This window comes from Nonomuraea antimicrobica (assembly GCF_039536965.1).
Taxonomy (GTDB): domain Bacteria; phylum Actinomycetota; class Actinomycetes; order Streptosporangiales; family Streptosporangiaceae; genus Nonomuraea; species Nonomuraea antimicrobica.
Window position 1 is genome coordinate 1 of record NZ_BAAAZP010000205.1, and the last position, 19,782, is coordinate 19,782.

General features: G+C 65.3%; 9 protein-coding genes. 4 read left to right on the forward strand and 5 right to left on the reverse strand.

Going from position 1 to position 19,782, the window contains the following annotated elements:
• Positions 1-86: 86 nt before the first annotated feature.
• Entirely contained in the window at positions 87-545 is a 459-nt protein-coding gene (locus ABD844_RS45175) for a hypothetical protein (RefSeq protein WP_344893438.1), read from the reverse strand.
• Between the two features lie 1,097 nt (positions 546-1,642).
• Between ABD844_RS45175 and ABD844_RS45180 the strand changes: the two genes are divergently transcribed.
• Positions 1,643-3,493 carry a serine/threonine-protein kinase gene (locus ABD844_RS45180; RefSeq protein WP_344893441.1) on the forward strand — a complete coding sequence of 617 codons (1,851 nt, stop codon included), beginning with the start codon at positions 1,643-1,645 and terminating at the stop codon, positions 3,491-3,493.
• 445 nt (positions 3,494-3,938) lie between these two features.
• On the opposite strand, the gene ABD844_RS45185 is transcribed toward ABD844_RS45180, so the two are convergent.
• From ABD844_RS45185 to ABD844_RS45195, 3 genes are all read right to left on the reverse strand, one after another.
• Complete coding sequence (locus ABD844_RS45185; protein WP_344893444.1) at positions 3,939-4,256, reverse strand: hypothetical protein; 318 nt, start codon at positions 4,254-4,256, stop codon at positions 3,939-3,941.
• Positions 4,253-5,224 carry a transposase gene (locus tag ABD844_RS45190; RefSeq protein ID WP_344893475.1) on the reverse strand — a complete coding sequence of 324 codons (972 nt, stop codon included), beginning with the start codon at positions 5,222-5,224 and terminating at the stop codon, positions 4,253-4,255. The genes ABD844_RS45185 and ABD844_RS45190 overlap by 4 nt, the downstream gene beginning before the upstream one ends.
• Positions 5,225-5,423: 199 nt before the next feature.
• Positions 5,424-5,924: a nuclear transport factor 2 family protein gene (locus tag ABD844_RS45195; RefSeq protein ID WP_344893446.1), complete on the reverse strand. Its 501-nt coding sequence runs from the start codon at positions 5,922-5,924 to the stop codon at positions 5,424-5,426.
• Between the two features lie 160 nt (positions 5,925-6,084).
• Here ABD844_RS45195 and ABD844_RS45200 point away from each other — a divergent pair, with 160 nt between their 5' ends.
• Positions 6,085-6,231, forward strand: a complete 147-nt coding sequence (locus ABD844_RS45200; protein ID WP_344893448.1) for a hypothetical protein — start codon at positions 6,085-6,087, stop codon at positions 6,229-6,231.
• Between the two features lie 87 nt (positions 6,232-6,318).
• Positions 6,319-7,674, forward strand: coding sequence for a leucine-rich repeat domain-containing protein (locus tag ABD844_RS45205; protein ID WP_344893451.1), 1,356 nt, complete (start codon positions 6,319-6,321; stop codon positions 7,672-7,674).
• Between the two features lie 1,447 nt (positions 7,675-9,121).
• Here the strand turns inward: ABD844_RS45205 and ABD844_RS45210 are convergent.
• The gene (locus tag ABD844_RS45210) at positions 9,122-10,132 is read right to left on the reverse strand and encodes a trypsin-like serine peptidase (protein ID WP_344893454.1); all 1,011 of its coding nucleotides are present in this window, start codon (positions 10,130-10,132) and stop codon (positions 9,122-9,124) included.
• Between the two features lie 1,418 nt (positions 10,133-11,550).
• On the opposite strand from ABD844_RS45210, the gene ABD844_RS45215 reads away from it, so the two are divergent.
• Positions 11,551-19,776: a DNRLRE domain-containing protein gene (locus ABD844_RS45215; protein WP_344893457.1), complete on the forward strand. Its 8,226-nt coding sequence runs from the start codon at positions 11,551-11,553 to the stop codon at positions 19,774-19,776.
• The last annotated feature ends 6 nt before the right edge of the window (positions 19,777-19,782 follow it).

Consider the following 19,782-nt stretch of genomic DNA (forward strand, 5'->3'; position numbering starts at 1 on the left):
ACCGTTCTCGACCTCGCATGATCGAGGAACAGGACAAAACTCCACTACGCCGGAGCCCTGCGGGAAATGCTCGTCCAGGACCCGGTTCAGTTCGTGTCAGAGTCCGCGCTGCTTGAGATGTCCTGAAGCAGCGCGAATGCTTTTCCCGCGATGTCCAGCGCGGTTTTGGTCTTACCCAGCTCGCCGGCCAGTTTCTCGTTGCGGGACTCGAGCTTTGCGGTGTCGGCTTTGAGCTTCTTGTTCTCGGCTCGCAGTTGGGCCAGTTCCTCCGACTCGGCGCTCTTTTCCGGCCGGCCGGTCGAGGCTGGGAGCGTTCCGTTCTCGGCTTGCTTTCTCCAGTGCACGATGTGGGAGTGGTACAGCCGCTCCTTGCGGAGCAGCGCACCCCGCTCGGGGCTGCCTTCGGGCAGTGCGTCGAAGGCGGTCAGGATCCGTGCCCTGTATGCCTTGGTGAACGTCCGCCGTTTGGGCCGGGTCGGCTGCTCATCGGTCACCCGACCATCCTGCCCCGTCATGGCGGTCTGGTCGGCGAGGGTCATCGTCACTGTCTCGATCGTCCTGTCTCGCCCTGCTTCGCATCAAAAGGACTCATACGTCACATGTATCACAGCAGTCTGACAGAGAGGGGCACCGTACGAGCCGAATGCATCGACCGCATATTGATCTACGACGAGCGGCACCTTCGGTCGGTCCTGGACGAGTACGTCAAGCAGCGAGGTAGGCCGTCCGGTGAGGTGCCAGCGTACTGGTCCTTTTCCGGACGGCCCCCTCCCGAACCCGCCGTGCCCGTTTCCGAGCAACGGGCTCTCCAGTGATTCAAGACATTCAGCACCGGTTCGGCGTTCTGCATTGCGCATACCTTCCGGACTTCGATGTCGATCACCTGACCTCCTTCGCCCTGTGGACGGCATTCCTGTCCCCCTTGGCAGGCCGTTACTCCTGCGACTACTACGAGGTCTCCGTCGAACCTTAGGGCTCGCGCCCCTTAGGTGATCCCATGTTCATCCTTGTTGTACGTATCGAGCGTGATTTAGGCGCCCCATTCATCTCCTTGAATTCCCTCATTGGGAATCGCTCCACGCCCCGGAGGATGCATCGACCTTGTAGTGATGCCGATGCAGGGTCTGGCGCCGGTTACAAATGCCATTTCCGGCGGACGTGCCCTTTCGTCGTCTGGAGATTAGAGTTCAGGCAATCCAGCTTTCGCCGTGTCACGCGGGCCCCTCGACGCATCGCTTCTGGCACTTGAACGCGACCGCCGATTTTCTGGCATGCTGTGGTCCCCGATCACCTTTCGGATCCGGGTCAGCCATCAGGCCCAGGAACCTCCCTCCGAGTCCCTCCCAACTGAGTTGGGGATACAACAAGGCGCCTCATGGCGCAACTACAACGAGCACCGCCCGCATCAAGCCCGACAGCACCTACCCCCGGGCAGCCTCACCATGCCAGCCGCAAGCGACGAGCAGGATGCTCTCCATGTACGCTGAAAGCCCATCCTGGCAGGGCTGATCGGCGAGTACCAACACGCAGCTTGACCCAGAAGACTGCAGCTCAGAGCCAGAATCGTTATTTCGAGCGCCACAGGGCGCACGAGAAATTCTCAGTTGCTGCCGACAACATCAAGAAGCGTTAGCCTGCGAGTGTGATCGATGGCGTTGGCGGGCAAGTCCTTGACGGACGCTTTGAGTTGGTGGAGCGGCTGGGCAGCGGCGGGATGGGCACCGTGTGGCGGGCGCGTGACCTGGCGCTGCATCGCGAGGTCGCGGTCAAGCAGGTCAGTCCCCTGGCTCCTGAGCTCGTCCAGGACGCGGAGGCTTCCCGGGTGCTGCGGGAGCGGGTGCTGCGGGAGGCCCGCGCGCTGGCGCGGATCAGCGATCCGCACGTGGTGACAATTCATCACATCGTTGAGGAGGGTACGGGTTCCTACCCCTGGCTGGTGATGGAACTGGTGCGCGGCGGCAGCCTGGCAGACCGGCTGGAGGAAAGGACGCGGCTGGAACCACAGGAGGCCGCCCGCATCGGCCGCCAGGTCCTTTCCGCGCTGCGTACCGCGCACGCCGCAGGCATCTGCCATCGTGACGTGAAGCCCGCCAACGTGCTGCTGCGCCCTGACGGCAGCGCGGTTCTCACCGACTTCGGCATCGCCGCCCTCCAGCGGATCGGCTCCGCCGACACCGCGGCCCGGTCCGTGCCGCTGACCGCGACCGGCGAGCTCATCGGCACGCCCGAGTATCTCGCCCCGGAACGCATCCGGGGCAGGGACGACGTCCCCGCCTCGGATCTGTGGTCACTGGGCATCATGCTGTACGTCTGCGTAGAGGGCTACAGCCCGATGCGCCGGCCGACCGCACTGGCCACCATGGCGGCGGTCATCGACGGCGTGGTGCCACCGCCGGTTCGGGCCGGCGCTCTGGCCCCCGTACTGCGGGAGCTCCTCGTAGCCGATCCGGCGGCGCGGCCCACGGCCGAGCGGCTCGACGCGATGCTGGCCGCCGTCGCGGACGGCGGCACGGTCCGCACCCGCTCACTGCCTGAACCGGACCGGCCCACGCCACCCGCCGTCACGGAACCGGAAGTTCGCCCCCCGTCCACACTTCCCCGCTCGCCCCGCCGTAAGCGCGCCTGGCTCGCCGCCGGAGCCGCAGTACTGACCACGGTGCTGGTCGCGACCACGATCTACTTCGTGAACAATTCACAGAAAGCATCGACCGGCGGTCACAAACCCGCCGCCCAGAACAAGCTCGGCCTCTTGCGACCCGGCACCCTCAAAGTCGCTATATACGATGGCACCGCCGTGGACCAGCCGGGAATCTATTCCGCTGAGGACGGTTCCCACGGCGCCAACCCAACCGGCCTCGACCCGGGCCTGGCCCTCGCTCTCGGTGACCGGCTCGGCCTGAAGGTAGAGATCGTCAGCGTCTCGACGCCAAGCCAGATGATCGACGGGGTGCTGAACCGAGACGTAGAGGAGGCCGGGCGGTTCGATGTGGCCCTGCCGAGCACCGGCACGTTTTCCGTCACGCAAGACGAGCAGAAACTCGACCTTATCCACTACTTCGACATCGGATTCGCGGTCTACGCCACGTGGAAGACCGCTCAGCGCATCCGCTCCAAAGCCGACCTCTGCGGCATGAGCATCTCGATGGGCAGCTACGAGGACCTGGTGGAGAAGACGACTTACGAAAAGTGCGGCCCGAATCCCATCAAGCCGGCCATGAAAAACGGCAGGTTGGACGCATATGTCACCAGCCTTCCATGGGCCGTCGACCGCGCGCGGGACTCCAAGGGCGAGCTCCATCTCTCGAAAGGCGATCTGACCGAGGACGTCCCCCTCGTCATGGCCGTCGACAGCGCCAAACCCGCGCTACGCGACGCGATCGTGAAAGCGCTCAACGCACTGATCAAGAGCGGCGAGTACGGCGAGATGCTCGCCGATCGAGGTCTGCAGGACGGCGCCGTCACCGCGGCCCGAATCATCCGCAGCACCCCCTAGCAGCTCCGCATCCTTGGAGACGTCGCGGCGTAGCAGAAGAGCGGGCAAAGACAGCAGACGCCGGGTGATGGCGTTCACCGTGGGCACGATCACGAAACATGATCCCAGACGAGCATGATCAGCCACCCGACGCCCTCAGCCCTGTCCCCCTGAGCTTGTTGTTTAAGTTCCGATCTTTGCGTTCGGTGCATTCGTGGCGAGTCGGGCGTTGCGTTGTGCGACAGGGCTCAGGTCGTGCGCCGTGGTTTGGTGCCTTTGCGATGATGAGCTGGGCGTTTGTACGCCTCGCCGGTGGCCAGGATGCGGCCGACGTCGTAGCGCGGGACGGGCTTGTTCTTCGAGCCGGGAGGGCGTCCTGGGCCGGGTCCGGCGGGTTTGGGCGCACGGGCCAGCGGCGGCGTCTTCGTGCGGAGGTTGCGAAACCCTCGGCGGACGCGGGCGGGGGTCAGTCGCTCGGGGAGGGCAGGCTTCTCCCACGGGCGGCGTAGGTCCTCCACCGGCCGCGCGCCAGGCGTAGTTGGGTGTGCGCGGCGAGGATCAGCCAGGCCCAGGTATCGGCGGCGTGCAGGTCACGAAGCTTCGGCTTGGTCCAGCCGAGCGTCTGTTTGAGCAGGCGGAAAGTGTGCTCAAGATCGAATCTGCGGAAGAACGCCTGCCAGAGCCGGTCGGTGTCGGCCTCGGTGGCGTCGGTCTTGGACCACCACAGCCAGACCGGCTTGGGGCCGCCGCCGGAGGGCAGATGGTCGACCTGTAGCCGGATCACCGTCCCTTCGATGATGGGCAGCTCGTCAGGGAAGTCGGCCCAGGCGGCTCGGCGGGTAGCAGAGGGTGGAGCCGGTCGAAGGCTTGGGCGTGCGCGGTGCCGTACCGGGTGGTGTCGGTGACGGTCTGCGCCTGGGAGTTGCCCCAGGTGGCCGCGTTGCCGAAGACGAACTCGGTGCCGTGCTTGGGCGTGCGGCCTCCGCCGGGGCTGGTGCGCAGGAACTCGGTGCGGGAGGGGGCGGGGCGGCGCATCACCCGGTTCGAGCGCATCCGTCCGAGGATCTCCACGGGCAGCTCAGCCAGCAGGAACGCCAGCCGGGGCACGTCGTAGCCGGCGTCGATCACGATCAGTATGTCGGGGTCACCTACCTGGTGCTGACCGGCCTCGATCAATCCGGTGACGACCTCGCGCAGCTGGCGAGCGGTGAGCGCGGCGACATCAGCGCCCGGCTCCAGCCGGATCGCGTCCAACATGGCGGTCCAGCTGGTGCGGCCGGTCTCCAGTGCGGCGATGATCGAGCACGGCCAGCCCGGGATCATCCGGTGTTCGTTCTTGCCGCGGCCGTAGGTGTGGCAGAAGGACCGATCCGGGCAGGTGGCGGCGTCGGGCCGCAGCCACGGGCTGACATCGGCTGCCAGCACGATCCGGCCATCGGCGGCACGCGGCAGCGGCAGGGCCGCCAGCACCTTGCGAAGGCGGGCGAACTCGATGCGGCCGTGGTTGAGCCCGTCATACAGCGCGCCGTGCCCGCGCCGGTGTTCGGGTGCCAGTGCCAGATCCACCAGCGTCTTGACCGGCCCGTCGGTGCATAACACCGCCTCGGTCAGCTCGAACAGCTCATCGCTGCGCGCGCTCAGGCAGCCGTAGAACGCTTGCCGGAACCGCGACAAGGCGGCCAGGCCGTTGCTGCCGGGGTGGATTTCGCGGCTATCGGTTCGGGTGGCCGTCACGCATGCCAGAGTGGACATCGCGGTCACCGCCTCGCCTCGAAGACTCTTGCACGAGCCCGAAGATGAGAGGGTGACCGTCTCACGTCACGGCGACACGCCGTACCGAAACAGCCACAATCCGTTATGTGTGATTCGACACCTGAGCCGGAGAATGCGGTAAATGTGGAGATCAGGCGACAAGCTCAGGGAAGAACCCCGATGGTTCGCCTGTCCGTGGTCACGTGTCATCGCCGTCGAGCCGACAAGCCTCAGCGATGGCTTGGGGATCCCAATAGAACGGGCGGCATTCCAGCATGCGTCCATCCCGCACGGTGATCAGTTGCATGATCAAGGTGTCGACCTGCTTGCCGGTGGCGCGGGCCCGGAAGCGGACCCGATTCCGTACGATGACGGTGTTGGTGTCCCCCCAATGTTGTTGTTCCAGGAACTCCATCGCCTCCCAGACCTCACTGAAAACGGCCAGAAATCGCTCCATCTCCTCATGCCCACGCCAGACCCCGGTTCCGGTGAACGGCAGTCCTGGAGCCTGGTACAACACCACCTCCGGGTCCAGCAAAGCAGCAACGGGTTCGTAGCTGGCCTTACCGAAACCGCCCGTGGCCACGTACGCGGCCTCGGCCGCGTAGAACCTCTCCATGACCGTCCACGCATCGTCAGCTGGCTGTCGGCCTGGCTGCTCCCCGCCGACCTGGGTCTCTGACGTCTTTACTGTGCTCATGACCCGAGCATCTCGAGTGTCCCGGATTCCCGCTGGCGTGAATCGGACCTCTCGCTCAACTCACCTGGGCCCCACAGGACTCCTCGCACCACGAAGGATGCTGATCCTAGCTGGCGAGCGAGAGGTTAAACGAGAAGGTAAGAGCCTGCTGACAAAGGGTTTGGTCGCTGAGCCGGCGACCACGGATGCCCTGGCCGAGTCAAACGCGCCCTACTTCGGCGCCGAGCTCGACGAGGGAAGCCTGGTGCCCGCCGACGACGACGACCTGGGCAAGGCCTGCTTCGAGGACTGGCTCGCCCGCTCGTGACGTCCGTTCTCCCGCCGGAGCCGTCACGGCCGGCTCCGGCGGGAGAACGATCGCTTCTGTCGGTACGACCCCCTACGCTGCCATGGCATGACCTTCTCCCCAGCACGGCCGGACTTGCCGGGCTACCGGGCCAAGCTCGACTCGGTTTCTCCCGCGCGCGCCTGGAAAACGGCCCGCGAGCTCGTCCTCGACGGCCGCGAAGACGCCCTCGCGCTGGCCGCCGAATTCGCGGAGATCGCCGAGCCGTCCACCGACAAGCTGCTCAGGCTCTGGCCGGAGGCGCCCGACCCGGACGGTTTCGCCAAACTGCTGCTGGGGCCCGCGTTCACCCGCGAGGGACGTACCACGCTGGAGCTGCGCCGCCGCGAGACGATCACCGGAGTGCGGCACCTGACCATGCTGCGGACACTGCGCCTGGACCACTGCAAGCACCTGACGGACCTGTCCGACCTCGCCGCGCTGACCGGGCTGTTCCGGCTCGAGCTGGACGGCTGCGCGGCCGTCACCGACCTCACCCCGCTGTCGGGTCTCCCCGTACTGAAAACACTCATCCTCCGCAGCAGCCGGGCGCTCACCGACATCACCCCGCTGCTCACCCTGCGCACCCTGCGCCATCTCGACCTGCGCAGCAGCGGCGTGACCAGCGTCGAAGGGGTCGGCGACGCCTTCCCCCACCTGGAGCACCTCAACCTCGGCCACTGCCGGGCGATCGAGGACGTCCTGCCCCTGTCGGGGCTGCGTCGCCTGACCGAGCTGGACCTCTCCGGCACCAAGATCCGCTCCATCGCCGGGCTGCGCGACCTGCGCTCCGTCACCGAGCTGACCATGCACTGTGCCCGCCTGACCAGTCTCGACGGCATCGACGCCATGCCCGGGCTGCGCCGGCTGTGGCTCAGCGGCTGCACGAACCTCACCAGCCTCGACGGCCTCGGCCACCACCCCCACCTGACCAAACTCGGCCTGCCGAGCGCGCCCATCCCGGACCTGCGCCCCCTGTCCCGCCTGCCCGCCCTCACCGAGCTCAACATCGACGAGTGGCAGAAACTGACCTCGCTGGACGGGCTGGAAGACCACCCCTCGCTCGCCGAGATCAGCCTGACCTACGCCCAGGACCTGCGCGACTTCTCCGCCCTGGCCCGTATGCCCGCCCTGCGCCAGCTCACCCTGCAGGGCCTCGACCAGCTCACCGACCTGACCCCGTTCGCCGGGCTGCGGCGGCTCGAGGAGCTCCACGTGGCCGCCGACGATCATCTGCGGGCCCTCGGCGACCCCGGAAACCTGCCCGGGCTGCGCATCCTTTACCTCTACCGCTGTGGCGCCCTGGCGGACCTGGGGACGCTCATCGACCTGCCGTCCCTCAAGGAGGTAAGGGTGAATCAATGCCCCGCGCTGACGTCTACCGTCATCGCCGACCTGGAGGCCCGGGGCCTGCTCGCCGGCTGACGGCGCCCATTCGGCATGGGTCAGATCCGAGGGATATGACGGGTGCCAGCCACGACATCGGCACCCCGGTGAGGCGCAATCTGTCAATGGCGTCCGGGACACGGGCGTGCAGACAGATAACCACGGGCTCCTGTCTGCGGGCGCATCACTCGAAGATTGACTCGGCCAGGGCATCCGTGGTCACCGGCTCAGCGACCAAATCTTTTGTCAGCAGGCTCTGAGACGAAGACGGTGCTTCGCAGAAGAGTAAAACGATCGATCGCGAGCAGATCTCTTCTGCCGAGGAGTGCGATACGGCCGCCGCCATGAAGGCACGTGAATTTGGCCGGAGGCGGCTTGACCAGCGCTTGGATGGGTCTGCGGTCAATCTGGGCGTGTCACGCCCGCCATCCCTTCCACCATGCCCTTCTGTTGAGTGTCGCTCGGGTCTGGCTTGACGATCCGGTCTCAGGCGCCCGATGCCCGGTAGCGCAAACCGGCTCATTTCGATTTTGCTGTCGGCCCGCCGATGTGCCGGACGCGTGCCGAAGAGCATGTGACGAGTGAACTCGGCCGTCTTCACCTCGCAGAAGAGGGTCGAGAATCGAGAAAGTGCAGGTCGGATGGGGTGTGGAGTGGTAGGGTGCCCGGGGCTCGAACCCGGAACCTACGGATTAAAAGTCGGCAGCTATAATGCCAGCCACTGTCATTCCATATTTGAATGTACCACTGCAGCCACCAATGTCATCCCTAGAAATGTCTAAGAATGACTGTCCGTGGTGCGCTGTATCGCGTGCCGACGAGCATCCACCGAGCAACCGCAGGGTGGATAACGTACGTTGACCATTCGCGCTTTGCGGTTCCTTCACACGGTGTCGGCCGGTCAACGGCGGCAGAATTCTCGCTCAGGCACAGATCCCGTTAGCCGTCGGTCGGGAAGACCACGCGCCGGACGTTTGGCCGGTTGCCGTCTTCTTGATCACCAGCATCCGTCGTACGGAGCGGTCAGGAGACTCGTCGAGACCCAGCGGTCGGCATCAGGCCACGCCTGCTGGACAGGAGAGCAACGTCCTTCGGGCTGCTGCCCCGTCGGATGCTCTTGAGCACGGACTGCTGAGTCTCTGGTGTCCAGAAGATCCTTAGGCTCTCACGCGACCGGGTAACGGCCGTGTAGAAGATGCTGTGCGTGATGTCGTCTTCGTTGGCGTCGGTAATGACGATTTTGACAGAGTCGTAGAGACTGTGATGCGGGGTAGTGCGGTTGTGCGGCTGTGGTAACTCTTCGCTGAACCCTGGCCCGGCTGCAACACGGCCCATCTCGCCGCGGCATCGGACAGTGTTCCGCATCGCAAGGTGAAACAGGGCCGCCAACTTTCAGCGGCCTGGACGTCGGACGGGTCTACCGCGGCGCCGTCCTTGGCGCGGTCTCACTTGCGTCTGCTGGACTCGCGGTCGTGTGGGCCGCTCATCATGTCAGCGAGCCGGTCCACGAGTTGGCGGCGGCTGAGTACACCGACATCAGTTCGCTGTCGAAGTAGGGGGCGAGGCTGGTGTCGTAGTGCTGGTTGCCGTCGGTGTCGGCGACGCTGATGGTGATGCCGTTGAGGTAGCCCACCTGGCTGGTGGTGTCGTAGCGGAGTAGCCAGGAGGAGCCGAGGGAGCCTTCGCCGGTGAACGGGGATTCCACGGCGGTGAGTTCCTCGGCCTTCAGGCTGGGGACCAAGGCGGAGGTTGTCCGGCCGCTGGATGATTCGAGGGTTTCGCCGGTGTAGGGCTGGTTGCCGTCGGGGTGGGGGCCGGCCGGGTAGCCGAAGACGTCGACCCGGGAGTGCAGTGGTTGGTTCCAGGCCAGGCCCTGCCCGCCGACAGTGTCGACCAGTCTTGCGGTGCTGGTCAGTCCGCCTGCGGCAGAGGTGACGACGCCGCTGTAGACGGTGGCGAAGGCGTAGTCGCGGTCGTAGTCCTGGTAGACCGTGAAGTCGTAGTGGGTGAATGCCTGTTTTCCGACGTAGAGGCCCCATGGAGTCGTGCCGTTGGCGTACTCGGGGACGAAGACCCATTTGTCGAGGGTGGCGTCGAAGCCCTGGGTGTTGTACACGCAGTGCCCGGCCGTGGCGACGAGGTTGCGGTACTGCGACTGCACTGCGGTGCCCGTACACCAGTGCGGCTGCCCGTCCGTGCCGACGAAGAACACCTTGCCCGAGGTGGTGGTGGGCGTTTTGGCGTTCGTGTCGGCCGGGGTGGGCGGGAGCGCCGGTGGTGTCGTGCCGGGCTTGGTGTCGGGGGTGGTGCCGCCGGCGGGGGACATGATTTTGGCGACGGTTGTTTGGACGTTGTACGGGGTGGCGTTCTTCAGGTTGGCGCCGTTGTTGTTGAGCCAGAACATCGCGGTCTCGACACCTGCCGCTGGAGTGGCGGCCAGAGCGTCGGTCTCTATGCTGTCGGCCCTGGCCGGTGCGGCCAGGAGGCTGGGGGTCATTATGCCGACGATCATTACAGCTAACGTTCGCTTCATTGTGCTGACTCCATATCTGATCATGAATTGATCGACGTGAATGGGAACAAGAGATCTATTTTGCGGCAAGCGTTACCGGTCTGCTGTGTGGCTGATCGACAGCGGGGATGCTGTGCGGCGCTCACCGGGGCGCGCGATGGCCGCTACGGCAACGTCGCTTTGCGTGCCTGGCCGGGAGGTGCGTGCGCGTCCTGGACAGGGAGGTCATCCGTCGCGGATGCCTGTGTTCGCGTCTTGTCTTGTCCTGGTGGTTGCCTGGTCTGGCCGGGTGGCGTGTGGTCGCGGCTTGTTTCGGGAGTGGCGCTCGGCTGCGCCTGATCCGGGTTGGCCGCGGTGGGCCGGGTGGTGGGGTTGGTCGACTTGGCGGGTTTGGGGGCTTCGACGTGCGCCGCTGCGGCCTGCGGTTGGCGTCGTGGAGGTGCGGTCCGGGTGACGACGGGTGGTGCGGTGTGGCTTCTGCGCGCGGTGGGGGCCGGCCGCCGGATGGTCGTCGGGGAGACAGCGGGCGGGGTGGTGGCGGTGGTTCGGTTCGGGCGCTGGGTGGGGCTTGCCGGGGTGGCGTTCGGGTGGGCGGCGAGGGCGGCCGGCGGGTTGGTGGGGTTGTCTTCTTGTGCCGGGACTTCGTGCAGGATGGGCGAGCTCGAGGGGATCCCGATCAGAAGAGCGGCGAGGACGAGTTGGAGGAGGCCGGACAGGACGGTGGCGATGCGGATCGCTTGTCCGCGGGTGCGCCGCTGCTCGGAGGTGGCTTGGTGCGGGCGGTCGGTCACCGTAAGCGTGTTCTGGTCGCTGTCATGGATCCTCCCCAGGGCTACGAGTACGGGCGGCGGTAAGCCTTTTCGATCAAGACATGGACGAAGGGCGGCGGTCAATAGTGTTGGGCGGAGATTCGTTGCCGCGGATCCGCCTAATGTTTGTTTCCGCAGCTCAAAGGCGCTTGAGGCGCGAGTTGATGGGCTTTGCCACTTGCTGTGAGTTCGCTGGGAGTTGACTGCCGGGTGCGTAGGGGCGTGGTTTCGGCGACCTGGATCTATCACTCTCCGTAACATCTCCTGGGGGTCGGCTGGAGCCCTCATCCTCGGGTGGATCACTGCAGCCCCACGGGCTTGTCGCGCCTCATTCAATGGTGTGTTCGATTATTTTGGTAAGTCACCTTCCGTGGTTCTTGACCGAATATGCCGGTTTGTGGCGTGATGCGGGTGTTTTGCCTTCGAGGATCTTTAGATCCTCCTTATCCGCGACTCGCTTTGTGGATCGCTGGAACGTGGAGTGTGCCCGTGCAGCAATTACCCTCCGTCCCACCGAAACCGGCCGATCGCCCACGGCCTCGACGTCACACACGGTTACGCCGATTCCTGATCATCGTCACCGCGCTGGCGCTGGTGACCTCGTTGGTGTCGGCGCCGCCGGCCTCGGCACAGACCAGCCCGACCGAGCCCGGATTCCTGGCCCGCGCCTCCACCTGGCTGACCACCCAGACGAGCATGCTGGCGGCGCAGGTGGCGGGCTGGTTCGCCGAGGAGCCGAAGGGCGAGATGCGCCCGTCGGGCCAGAAGATCGTCCTGCCTGGACGTGACGGGCAGGCCGTGCAGCGCAAGCAGCCGGCGCCGCCGGGCGAACGGGTCAAGGAACTGAAAGCTCAGCGCTCCCGCTTCGCCAGCGTGTACGAGCTGGAGGACGGCCGGCTGCAGGCCGAGGTGTCTGCCCGGCCGACGCACTACCGGGATGGCCGGGGCGATTGGCAGCCGATCGACACCGGGGTCAAGGAGGTGTCGCAGGACGGGTTCGTCCACGGCAACGACACCAACGGGTTTACCAGCCGCTTCGGTGACACGACCGGCAAGCTGATGCGGGTCGAACTGGGAGGGCAGCGGCTGACGCTCGGCCTGCCCGGTGAGGCGCGGCAGGTCACGCCGAAGGTGAAGGACGCGACGGTCACCTACCCGAATGCCCTCGGCGAGGGCGTCGACCTGGTCTACGAGGTGGACGCGACGGGGGTGAAGGAGAGCATTGTGCTGGCCCGCGCTCCGCAGGGCCCGGCCTCCTACACCTTCACGGTCACCGTCTCCGATGGGCTGCGGGCCAGGGCGAACCCGGACGGGTCGATCGCGTTCGTGCCGCCGTCGGGCAAGGCGGCGGTGTTCACCATACCCAAGCCGTTCATGATGGACGCCGCCGACGATCCGGCCTCGCCGTACGGCAAGCGGTACTCGCCGGCGGTCACGCAGACCGCCAGCCAGCAGGGCGATCAGGTGACGATCACGGTGAACGCGGACGCGAGCTGGCTGGCGGCCCCGGAGCGGGCGTGGCCGGTGATCATCGACCCGACCGTGGTGGTGATGCCGGATTACTCGACGTCCAAGGACGCGATGATCATCTCCGGCTCGCCGAGGACGAACTATGACGACCTTCGGCTCGGTGCGGGGGTGTCGGGCCGCGACACCTATCGCAGTCTGATCAAGTTCCCCGAGGTGGCCTCGCTGGTACCGGCCACCGCACAGCTGGACGTCGCCGAGCTGGGTCTGTACTACGACCAGGCGCTGGCCGGTACGGCGGCGTCCGTGCCGCTGGAGGCACGGGCGGTCACCCAGGCATGGGAGCCGTCCACGGTGACCTGGAGCTCGATCAACACCGCGATGGGCGTCGTGGCGGGCACCGCCACGTACCAGTCGGCGCAGGCCAACGTGTGGCATACCTACACGATCACTGACCTGGCCCAGGGTTGGGTCACCGGGATGGTGCCGAACCACGGCGTGATGATCAAGGCTGTCAACGAGTCGGTCGTGGCGGGCGGGCCGATCTACAAGCCCGGCGAGGCGACATTGGGACTCCCGCAGTACCCGATGCCGAAGCTGACGCTCACCTACGACATGCCGTCGGTCCAGCTCAGCCGGCCGCTTGTGGTGCATGCCACCGGAGCCGAGCTGTCCTGGAGCGCGTACGACGGGCCCGGTGAGGTGGTCGAGTACCAGGTGCACCGCAGCCTGGACGCGGCTTTCACCCCGTCGCCGGCGACGCTGGTGGCGCCGCTGGACGGAAACACGACCGGCTACGTCGACACCTCGGCCCCGATGGACAAGTGGGTGAGCTACCGGGTGGTGGCCATCCGCGACGACGGACAGAGCTCGCTCTCGGGGCCGATCGCGGTTCCGCTGCCCGACGGCGGAGTTTCGTCCATCACCATCCCGCCCAGCGCGGACACCACACTGTCGTCCTGCCGGCCCGGAACGGGCCATGACAAGGTGGGCGAGCGGGCGAACCTGGTCGCCGGATGGGGCGGAGCCGCCTACGGCAACACCCGCAGCCTGCTCAAGTTCGACACCTCAGCCCTGCCGACGACGGTCACCAGCATGTCGGCCTATTTACGGCTGTACGAGGTCGACCACCGCGGTGACGAAGCCGCCTTTGAGCTGTATCCGCTGACCCGGCCCTTCGACGAGACGAGCGCCTCGTGGACCAACGCCGCGCCCGGTGCGCCGTGGACCACAGCGGGCGGGGACTTCGCGGGGAACTCGGTCGGGGAAGGCATCATCGCCTCCCCTCACGACCCCTACTACTCCTCCACCTGGCACCAACTGAACGGGTTCGGCGACCTGGTCAAGCAATGGGTGGCCGATCCGTCCAGCAACCACGGACTGCTGCTGAAGTCCGAAAGCGAGAGCAATCAAGCGTGCCCGACCAGCGGCACGGGCATCTCGCTGACCTCCAGCGAGGTCGCCGAGCCGGAGGTGCGGCCCTGGCTGGAGGTCCGCTACTACGACGCGGCGCTGACCTACCAGGCGCAGGCCACCCCGGCCGACATGGTCAGCGGCGAGCAGCGCACCATCGACGTCACGGTCACCAACACCACCGACGACACCTGGCCGGCCGGCTCCACCTCGCTGGGCTACTTCTGGAAGCTGCCCGATGGCACCGATGTCACCGGCGGCACCCAACTGCTCACCCCGCTGCCCGATGACCTTGCACCCCAGGACACGGTCACGGTGAACGCCACCGTCAAGGCACCCGTGCTGAACAGCCCCAACCTCGCCGACGCGGTCTCGCTGGTGTGGGACACCCAAGACACCACCACCAACGAATGGAAGTCCGCCAGCCACCACATCCCGCAACTCCCGCAGCAGATCCGCCTCACCACGCCGACCAGCAACCTGCTCGGGCTGGAGAAGTTCTACTCCTACTCCGGCAAGAACACCGGCGCCGGCGGCACCGCGCTGGTCAACCCGTACGCGGGCAACATGGTGTGGAGCTACAACGCCTTCTCCAACCCCTCCCGCGGCGTGCAGACCTTCGCCCGGATGACGTACAACAGCCTGGACACCTCGGCGGCCTCCCTCGGCTACGGCTGGTCCCTGCAAACCTCCACGCTGTCCAAGCTCGGCTCACAGCTGCAGCTCCACCCACCCGGACAGAAGTGGCCCGAGCAGGTACGGCTGACCGACGGCGACGGCACCGAGCACGTGTGGCAGCGCGACCCGCCTGCCTGCACCGCCGACTGCGCGTACAAGAACCCGCGCGGCGTGCACCTGTATCTGCAGAAGACCGGCTCGCCGGACCCGCTGCGCCAGTGGGTGTTCACCAAGCCCGACCGTACCCAGTTCTTCTTCGACGACGAGGGCTTCCAGTCGGCGATCGTGGACAAGAACGGCAACACCATGTCGTTCACCTACGAACGCCGCAAGTCCAACAACAAGCCCACCAAGTTCCTGCAGTACATCACCGACGCCACCGGCCGCCGCACCCTGACCTTCGACTACTACAGCAAGGGCCAGGACTACACCTACATCGACGACGAGACCTGGCAGCCGGTCGACGACACCAAGCTGACCAACCCGCACATCATCGACAACGTCGAGTCGATCACCGACATCGCCGGCCGCAAGGTGACGTTCGCCTACACCGACAAGGGCCTGATGGCCCGCATGATCGACGGCGCAGGCGACGACGAAGCCAAAACGTTCGCCTTCCAATACGACGCCACCCAGGGCAACAAGAACGTCAAACTCGTCAACGTCATCGACCCGCGGGGCCACGACACCAAGCTGGACTACTACGACGCCACCGAAGACCCGCAGGATCTGTGGAAGGTCCAGACCCTCACCGACCGGCTCGACGGCAAGACCGGCTTCGACTACGTCGACCCGGACGGCCCGCAGGGCGGCGTCATCCACGCCACCGTCACCGACCCACTGCAACACCAGTCCCGGTACGTGCTGGACGCCTACGGCCGCCCCGACGAGATCACCAACGCCAACGGCGAGATCACCGATCTGGTGTGGGACGCCGACCACAACGTCACCACACTGATCGAGAAGGGCCGCCCCGACACGGCGACACCCGACGCCGTCACGACGTGGAAATACGACCCGCTGACCGGCTACCCACTGGAAATCCGCGACGCCGAGGCCAACAAGAACGACACCCCGCCGACGACCCTGGACTACCTCTCGGACCTGGGCGGCTATGTCGCCGACCTGGACACCAAGACCTCACCCCAGGGCCACACGTGGGACTTCGACTACGACGCCCACGGCAACCTCGTCAAGGTCACCGACCCGCTCGGCGTCAAAACCACCGGCGTTCCCGACGACTACGACACCGTCTACACCTACGACGGCTTCGGCCAGTTGACCACGGCGACCGACGCCAACGGCAACCCCACCGTCTTCACCGACTACCACCCGACCGGCTACCCCCAGAAGATCACCGACGCCTACGACCACGTCACCACCACGCAATACGACGTGCGCGGCAACGTGCGGTCGGTCACCGACGCACTCGGCAAGACCACCAGCCAGACCTACGACATCTTCAAACGGCCGCTGGAGTCCAAGGTCCCCAAGGACCAGGACGCCTCTCCACCGGTGTTCATCGTCACCCCGGCGCCGGAATACGACGCCAACGACAACATCACCACGACCACCGCTCCCAACGGTGCCGTCGCCACCGCCGTCTACGATGATGCCGACCAGCTGACCGACTCGTTCCTGCCCAAGGACAGCGACGAGGGGCCGGTACGCAAGGCCACCTTCAAGTGGGACCTGGCCGGCAATCTGGAAACCCAGACCGAGCCCAAGGGCAACCTGCCCGGCGCGGACCCGGCCGAGTTCACCACCACGTACACATACGACGACATCTACCAGCTGATCGGCGTCACTGCCACCGACGTCGCCAATGGCGGTCGGCAGAACAGGCTCACCTACGAGTACGACGACGTCGGCAACGTCATCAAGGTCATCGACCCGCGCAAGAACGCCACCTCCGACACTGGCGACTACGCGGCGTTCTACACCTACGACCGCAACCACCGCGTCAAGACCGTCAAGGACGCGGCCGGGTTCGAAACGGGCACTGAGTACGACCTGGACGGCCAGGTCGTAAGCCAGACCGACCAGGACAACAACAAGACGATCACCGGTTACAACGAGCGCGGCGACGTCACCGAGACCAAGGTCCCGCACTCCGGCACCGGCGACGCCCTCAAGCACGTCATCACCCAATTCGAATACGACCAGGTCGGCAACCGCACCAAGGTCATCACCCCGCGCGGTGTCGAGACCACCGACGACCCCGACGACTTCATCGCCGAAACCACGTACGACAAGCTCAACCGCCCTGCCGAGGAGATCTACCCCTACGACAAGGACGACCCGGTCTACAACACCCCCGACAAGGTCATCTACACCTACGACGCGGTCTCCCGCCTGCAGAAGATCTCCCACCCGCCCTCGCACGGCCAGAGCGTCCGCAACAACTCGACGATGACCTACTGGGACAACGGCTGGTCCAAGACCACCACCGACCCATGGGACATCAAGACCACCTACGACTACAACCAGCTCGGCCTGCAGACCAACCGCACCGTCACCAGCGCGGGCGGCTCATCGCAGCGGGCTTTGGACTGGTCGTACTACCCCGACGGCAAACTCAAGACCCACTCCGATGACGGTGTCCCCCTCGGCCTCGACGTCGTCCTGTCCGACAACTCCGACACCGGCCAGATCACCACCACCGGCACCTGGACCCTCGCCGGCGGCGGCAGCTCGGCGTCGAACATCGTCGGTCCCCAGGCTGAGGTGGCCACCGGGTTCGTCGGCTACGACTACGCCACCGCTCCCGCGGGCACCGGCCAGTCCGCCTTCACCTGGAACCTGACCACCCCATCGGATGGCGCCTACAAGGTGCAGGTCCGGTACCCGTCCGGCGCGACGGCCACCAACGCCACGTACAAGGTCAAGCACAAGGACGGCGAGGCGACCGTCACGCTCGACCAGACCAACAACCCCGGCACCTGGGTCGAACTCGGCTCCTACACCTTCACCGCCGGCACCACCCACAGCGTCACCCTCACCGACGACGCCAACGGCACCGTCGCCGCAGACGCGGTCAAGCTCGTGCGCGACAACAGCGGCGACACCGACGCCGAGAAGAAGGACTTCACCTACACCTACGACGTCAACGCCAACCTCACCACGATTGAGGACAAGTCCCCGACCGCGAAGATCGACCTGTGGGACATCGCCTACACCAACCTCAACCAGATCGACACGATCAAGGAGTCACTCAACGACACGCTGAAGAACACCACCGCATACGCCTATAACGAAAACAGCGCCGTCACCGAGCGCACCCACGACAAGACGGTCGCCACCTACGGCTACGACGTCCGTGACCTGGTCGACCAGGTGGTCAACAAGAAGTCGGCCACCGACCCCGCGCCGAAGACCACCCGCTACACCTACACCAAGCGCGGCGAACGCTTCACCGAGACCAAGGCCAACGGCAACACCGTCACCTACGACTACTTCCTCTCAGGCGTCCTCCGCCACTCTATCGAGAAGAAGCCCAACGCCACGGTCGTGGCCGAGCACACCATCGGCTACCAAGGCAACCTGCAACGCGCCAGCGACCACGCCAAGATCCAGAACGCCGACAACCCCGGCGCCTACCTCGAACACGACTACGCCTACACCTACGACCCCCGCGACCGCATCACCAAAACCGTCAAAACCCCGACCGGCGGGGGCGCGGCGGAGACCGAGACCTACTCCCACGACGCCAACAGCAACGTCTGGGAAGAAGAGGTCCTCGGCAAGAAGACCACCTTCACCTACGACCGCAACCGTCTGATGACCTCGGTCACCAACGGGCAAACGTCGACGTACACCTACGACCCGTACGGGCGGCTGCGCACCATCCAGGGCGGCGGCAAGACCTGGGAGAAGTACACCTACGACGGCTTCGACCACGTCACCCGCCACGAGAAACTCGGCACCGACGGCACCACCAACACCGTCACCAGCTACACCTACGACCCGCTCGACCGCACTACTAGCAAGACCGAGAAGGAAGGCACCGCCTCAGCCAAAACCACCACCTACTCCTACCTCGGCCTCTCTGCCGAAGTCCTGGACGAAGAGGTGGCCGGCAAACTGGTCAGGTCCTTCCAATACGCGCCCTGGGGCGAGCGGCTGTCCCAGGTCAAGGTCAACACCGACGGGTCGGAAGAGTCGTCCTATTACGGTTACAACCCCCACACCGACGTCGAACAGATCACCTCGGAGTCGGGTGACACCCGGGCCACCTACGGCTACACCGCCTACGGCAAGAACGACGACAAACTCTTCACCGGCATCGACAAACCCGACCCCGTCGACCCAACCGCTAAGGAGGAGTACAACCCCTACCGCTTCAACGCCAAGCGCTGGGACAACTCCACCGGCATGTACGACATGGGGTTCCGCAACTACAACCCCGGCCTCAACCGCTTCCTCAACCTCGACACCTACAACGGCGCCCTAGCCGACCTCTCCCTCGGCCTCGACCCCTGGACCGCCAACCGCTACGCCTTCACCGGCGGCAACCCCATTAACAACATCGAAATTGACGGACACGAGCCACGCCCCGGCCACTGCCAGAGCACCTGCCCCACCTCTCAAGTCGAGATAGACAAGGCCAACGCCGAGAACCGCACAGGGCATGAGAGGATGCTGGCCAACTTCGAGAAGCGGGATAGCTCGTGCGCAGGCTTCGGCTGCCCGAATGACGCACCGCCGCTTACGGCCACCTTCACCGAGACCCCATCCCTCTACGAGGCTGCCAAGACCGGCTACCAGAACTGGTTCAACGCCCTCTTCGAGGAGGAGATCGGATGCGCTGAAGGAAACGCAGGCGACTGTGGCTGGGCCGCTGCCGGATTCATACCCGTCTCCAAGATCGGCAGATGGGCGGGCAAGGCCATCAAGAAGTTGTTCGGCAAAGCCAAGAAGGTGAAATGGCTCGAAGGTCAAAGAGAGGTAAAGGTTAAAGACCCTACGACAGGAAAAGAAATCACCGATATCGATCACATTAAAGACGACATTCTCTGGGAGGAGAAAAGTGCAGTATATGCCATAAATGTCGACAAATGGGTAAAGAAGCAGATATATGGCAAATTCGACAAATACATGGAAGCGCGTAAGCATCTCAAAGATTATGAGGACGCGCCGATGGGGTTCCGTTTCGATGAGCCGCCCTTCGACCCGTCTCTGCGCACGGCTATCGAGGACGCTATTGCCGATCTTCGCATAAAGAATCCCAGTACGGATATCCATGTTGACTGGGGAGGGTAGGAAGAC

Bases quoted from the DNA above. Each gene is read 5' to 3' on its own strand.
- ABD844_RS45190 (WP_344893475.1), bottom strand. From the start codon at position 5,224: ATGTCCACTCTGGCATGCGTGACGGCCACCCGAACCGATAGCCGCGAA.
- ABD844_RS45195 (WP_344893446.1), bottom strand. From the start codon at position 5,924: ATGAGCACAGTAAAGACGTCAGAGACCCAGGTCGGCGGGGAGCAGCCA.
- ABD844_RS45205 (WP_344893451.1), top strand. From the start codon at position 6,319: ATGACCTTCTCCCCAGCACGGCCGGACTTGCCGGGCTACCGGGCCAAG.
- ABD844_RS45210 (WP_344893454.1), bottom strand. From the start codon at position 10,132: ATGACCCCCAGCCTCCTGGCCGCACCGGCCAGGGCCGACAGCATAGAG.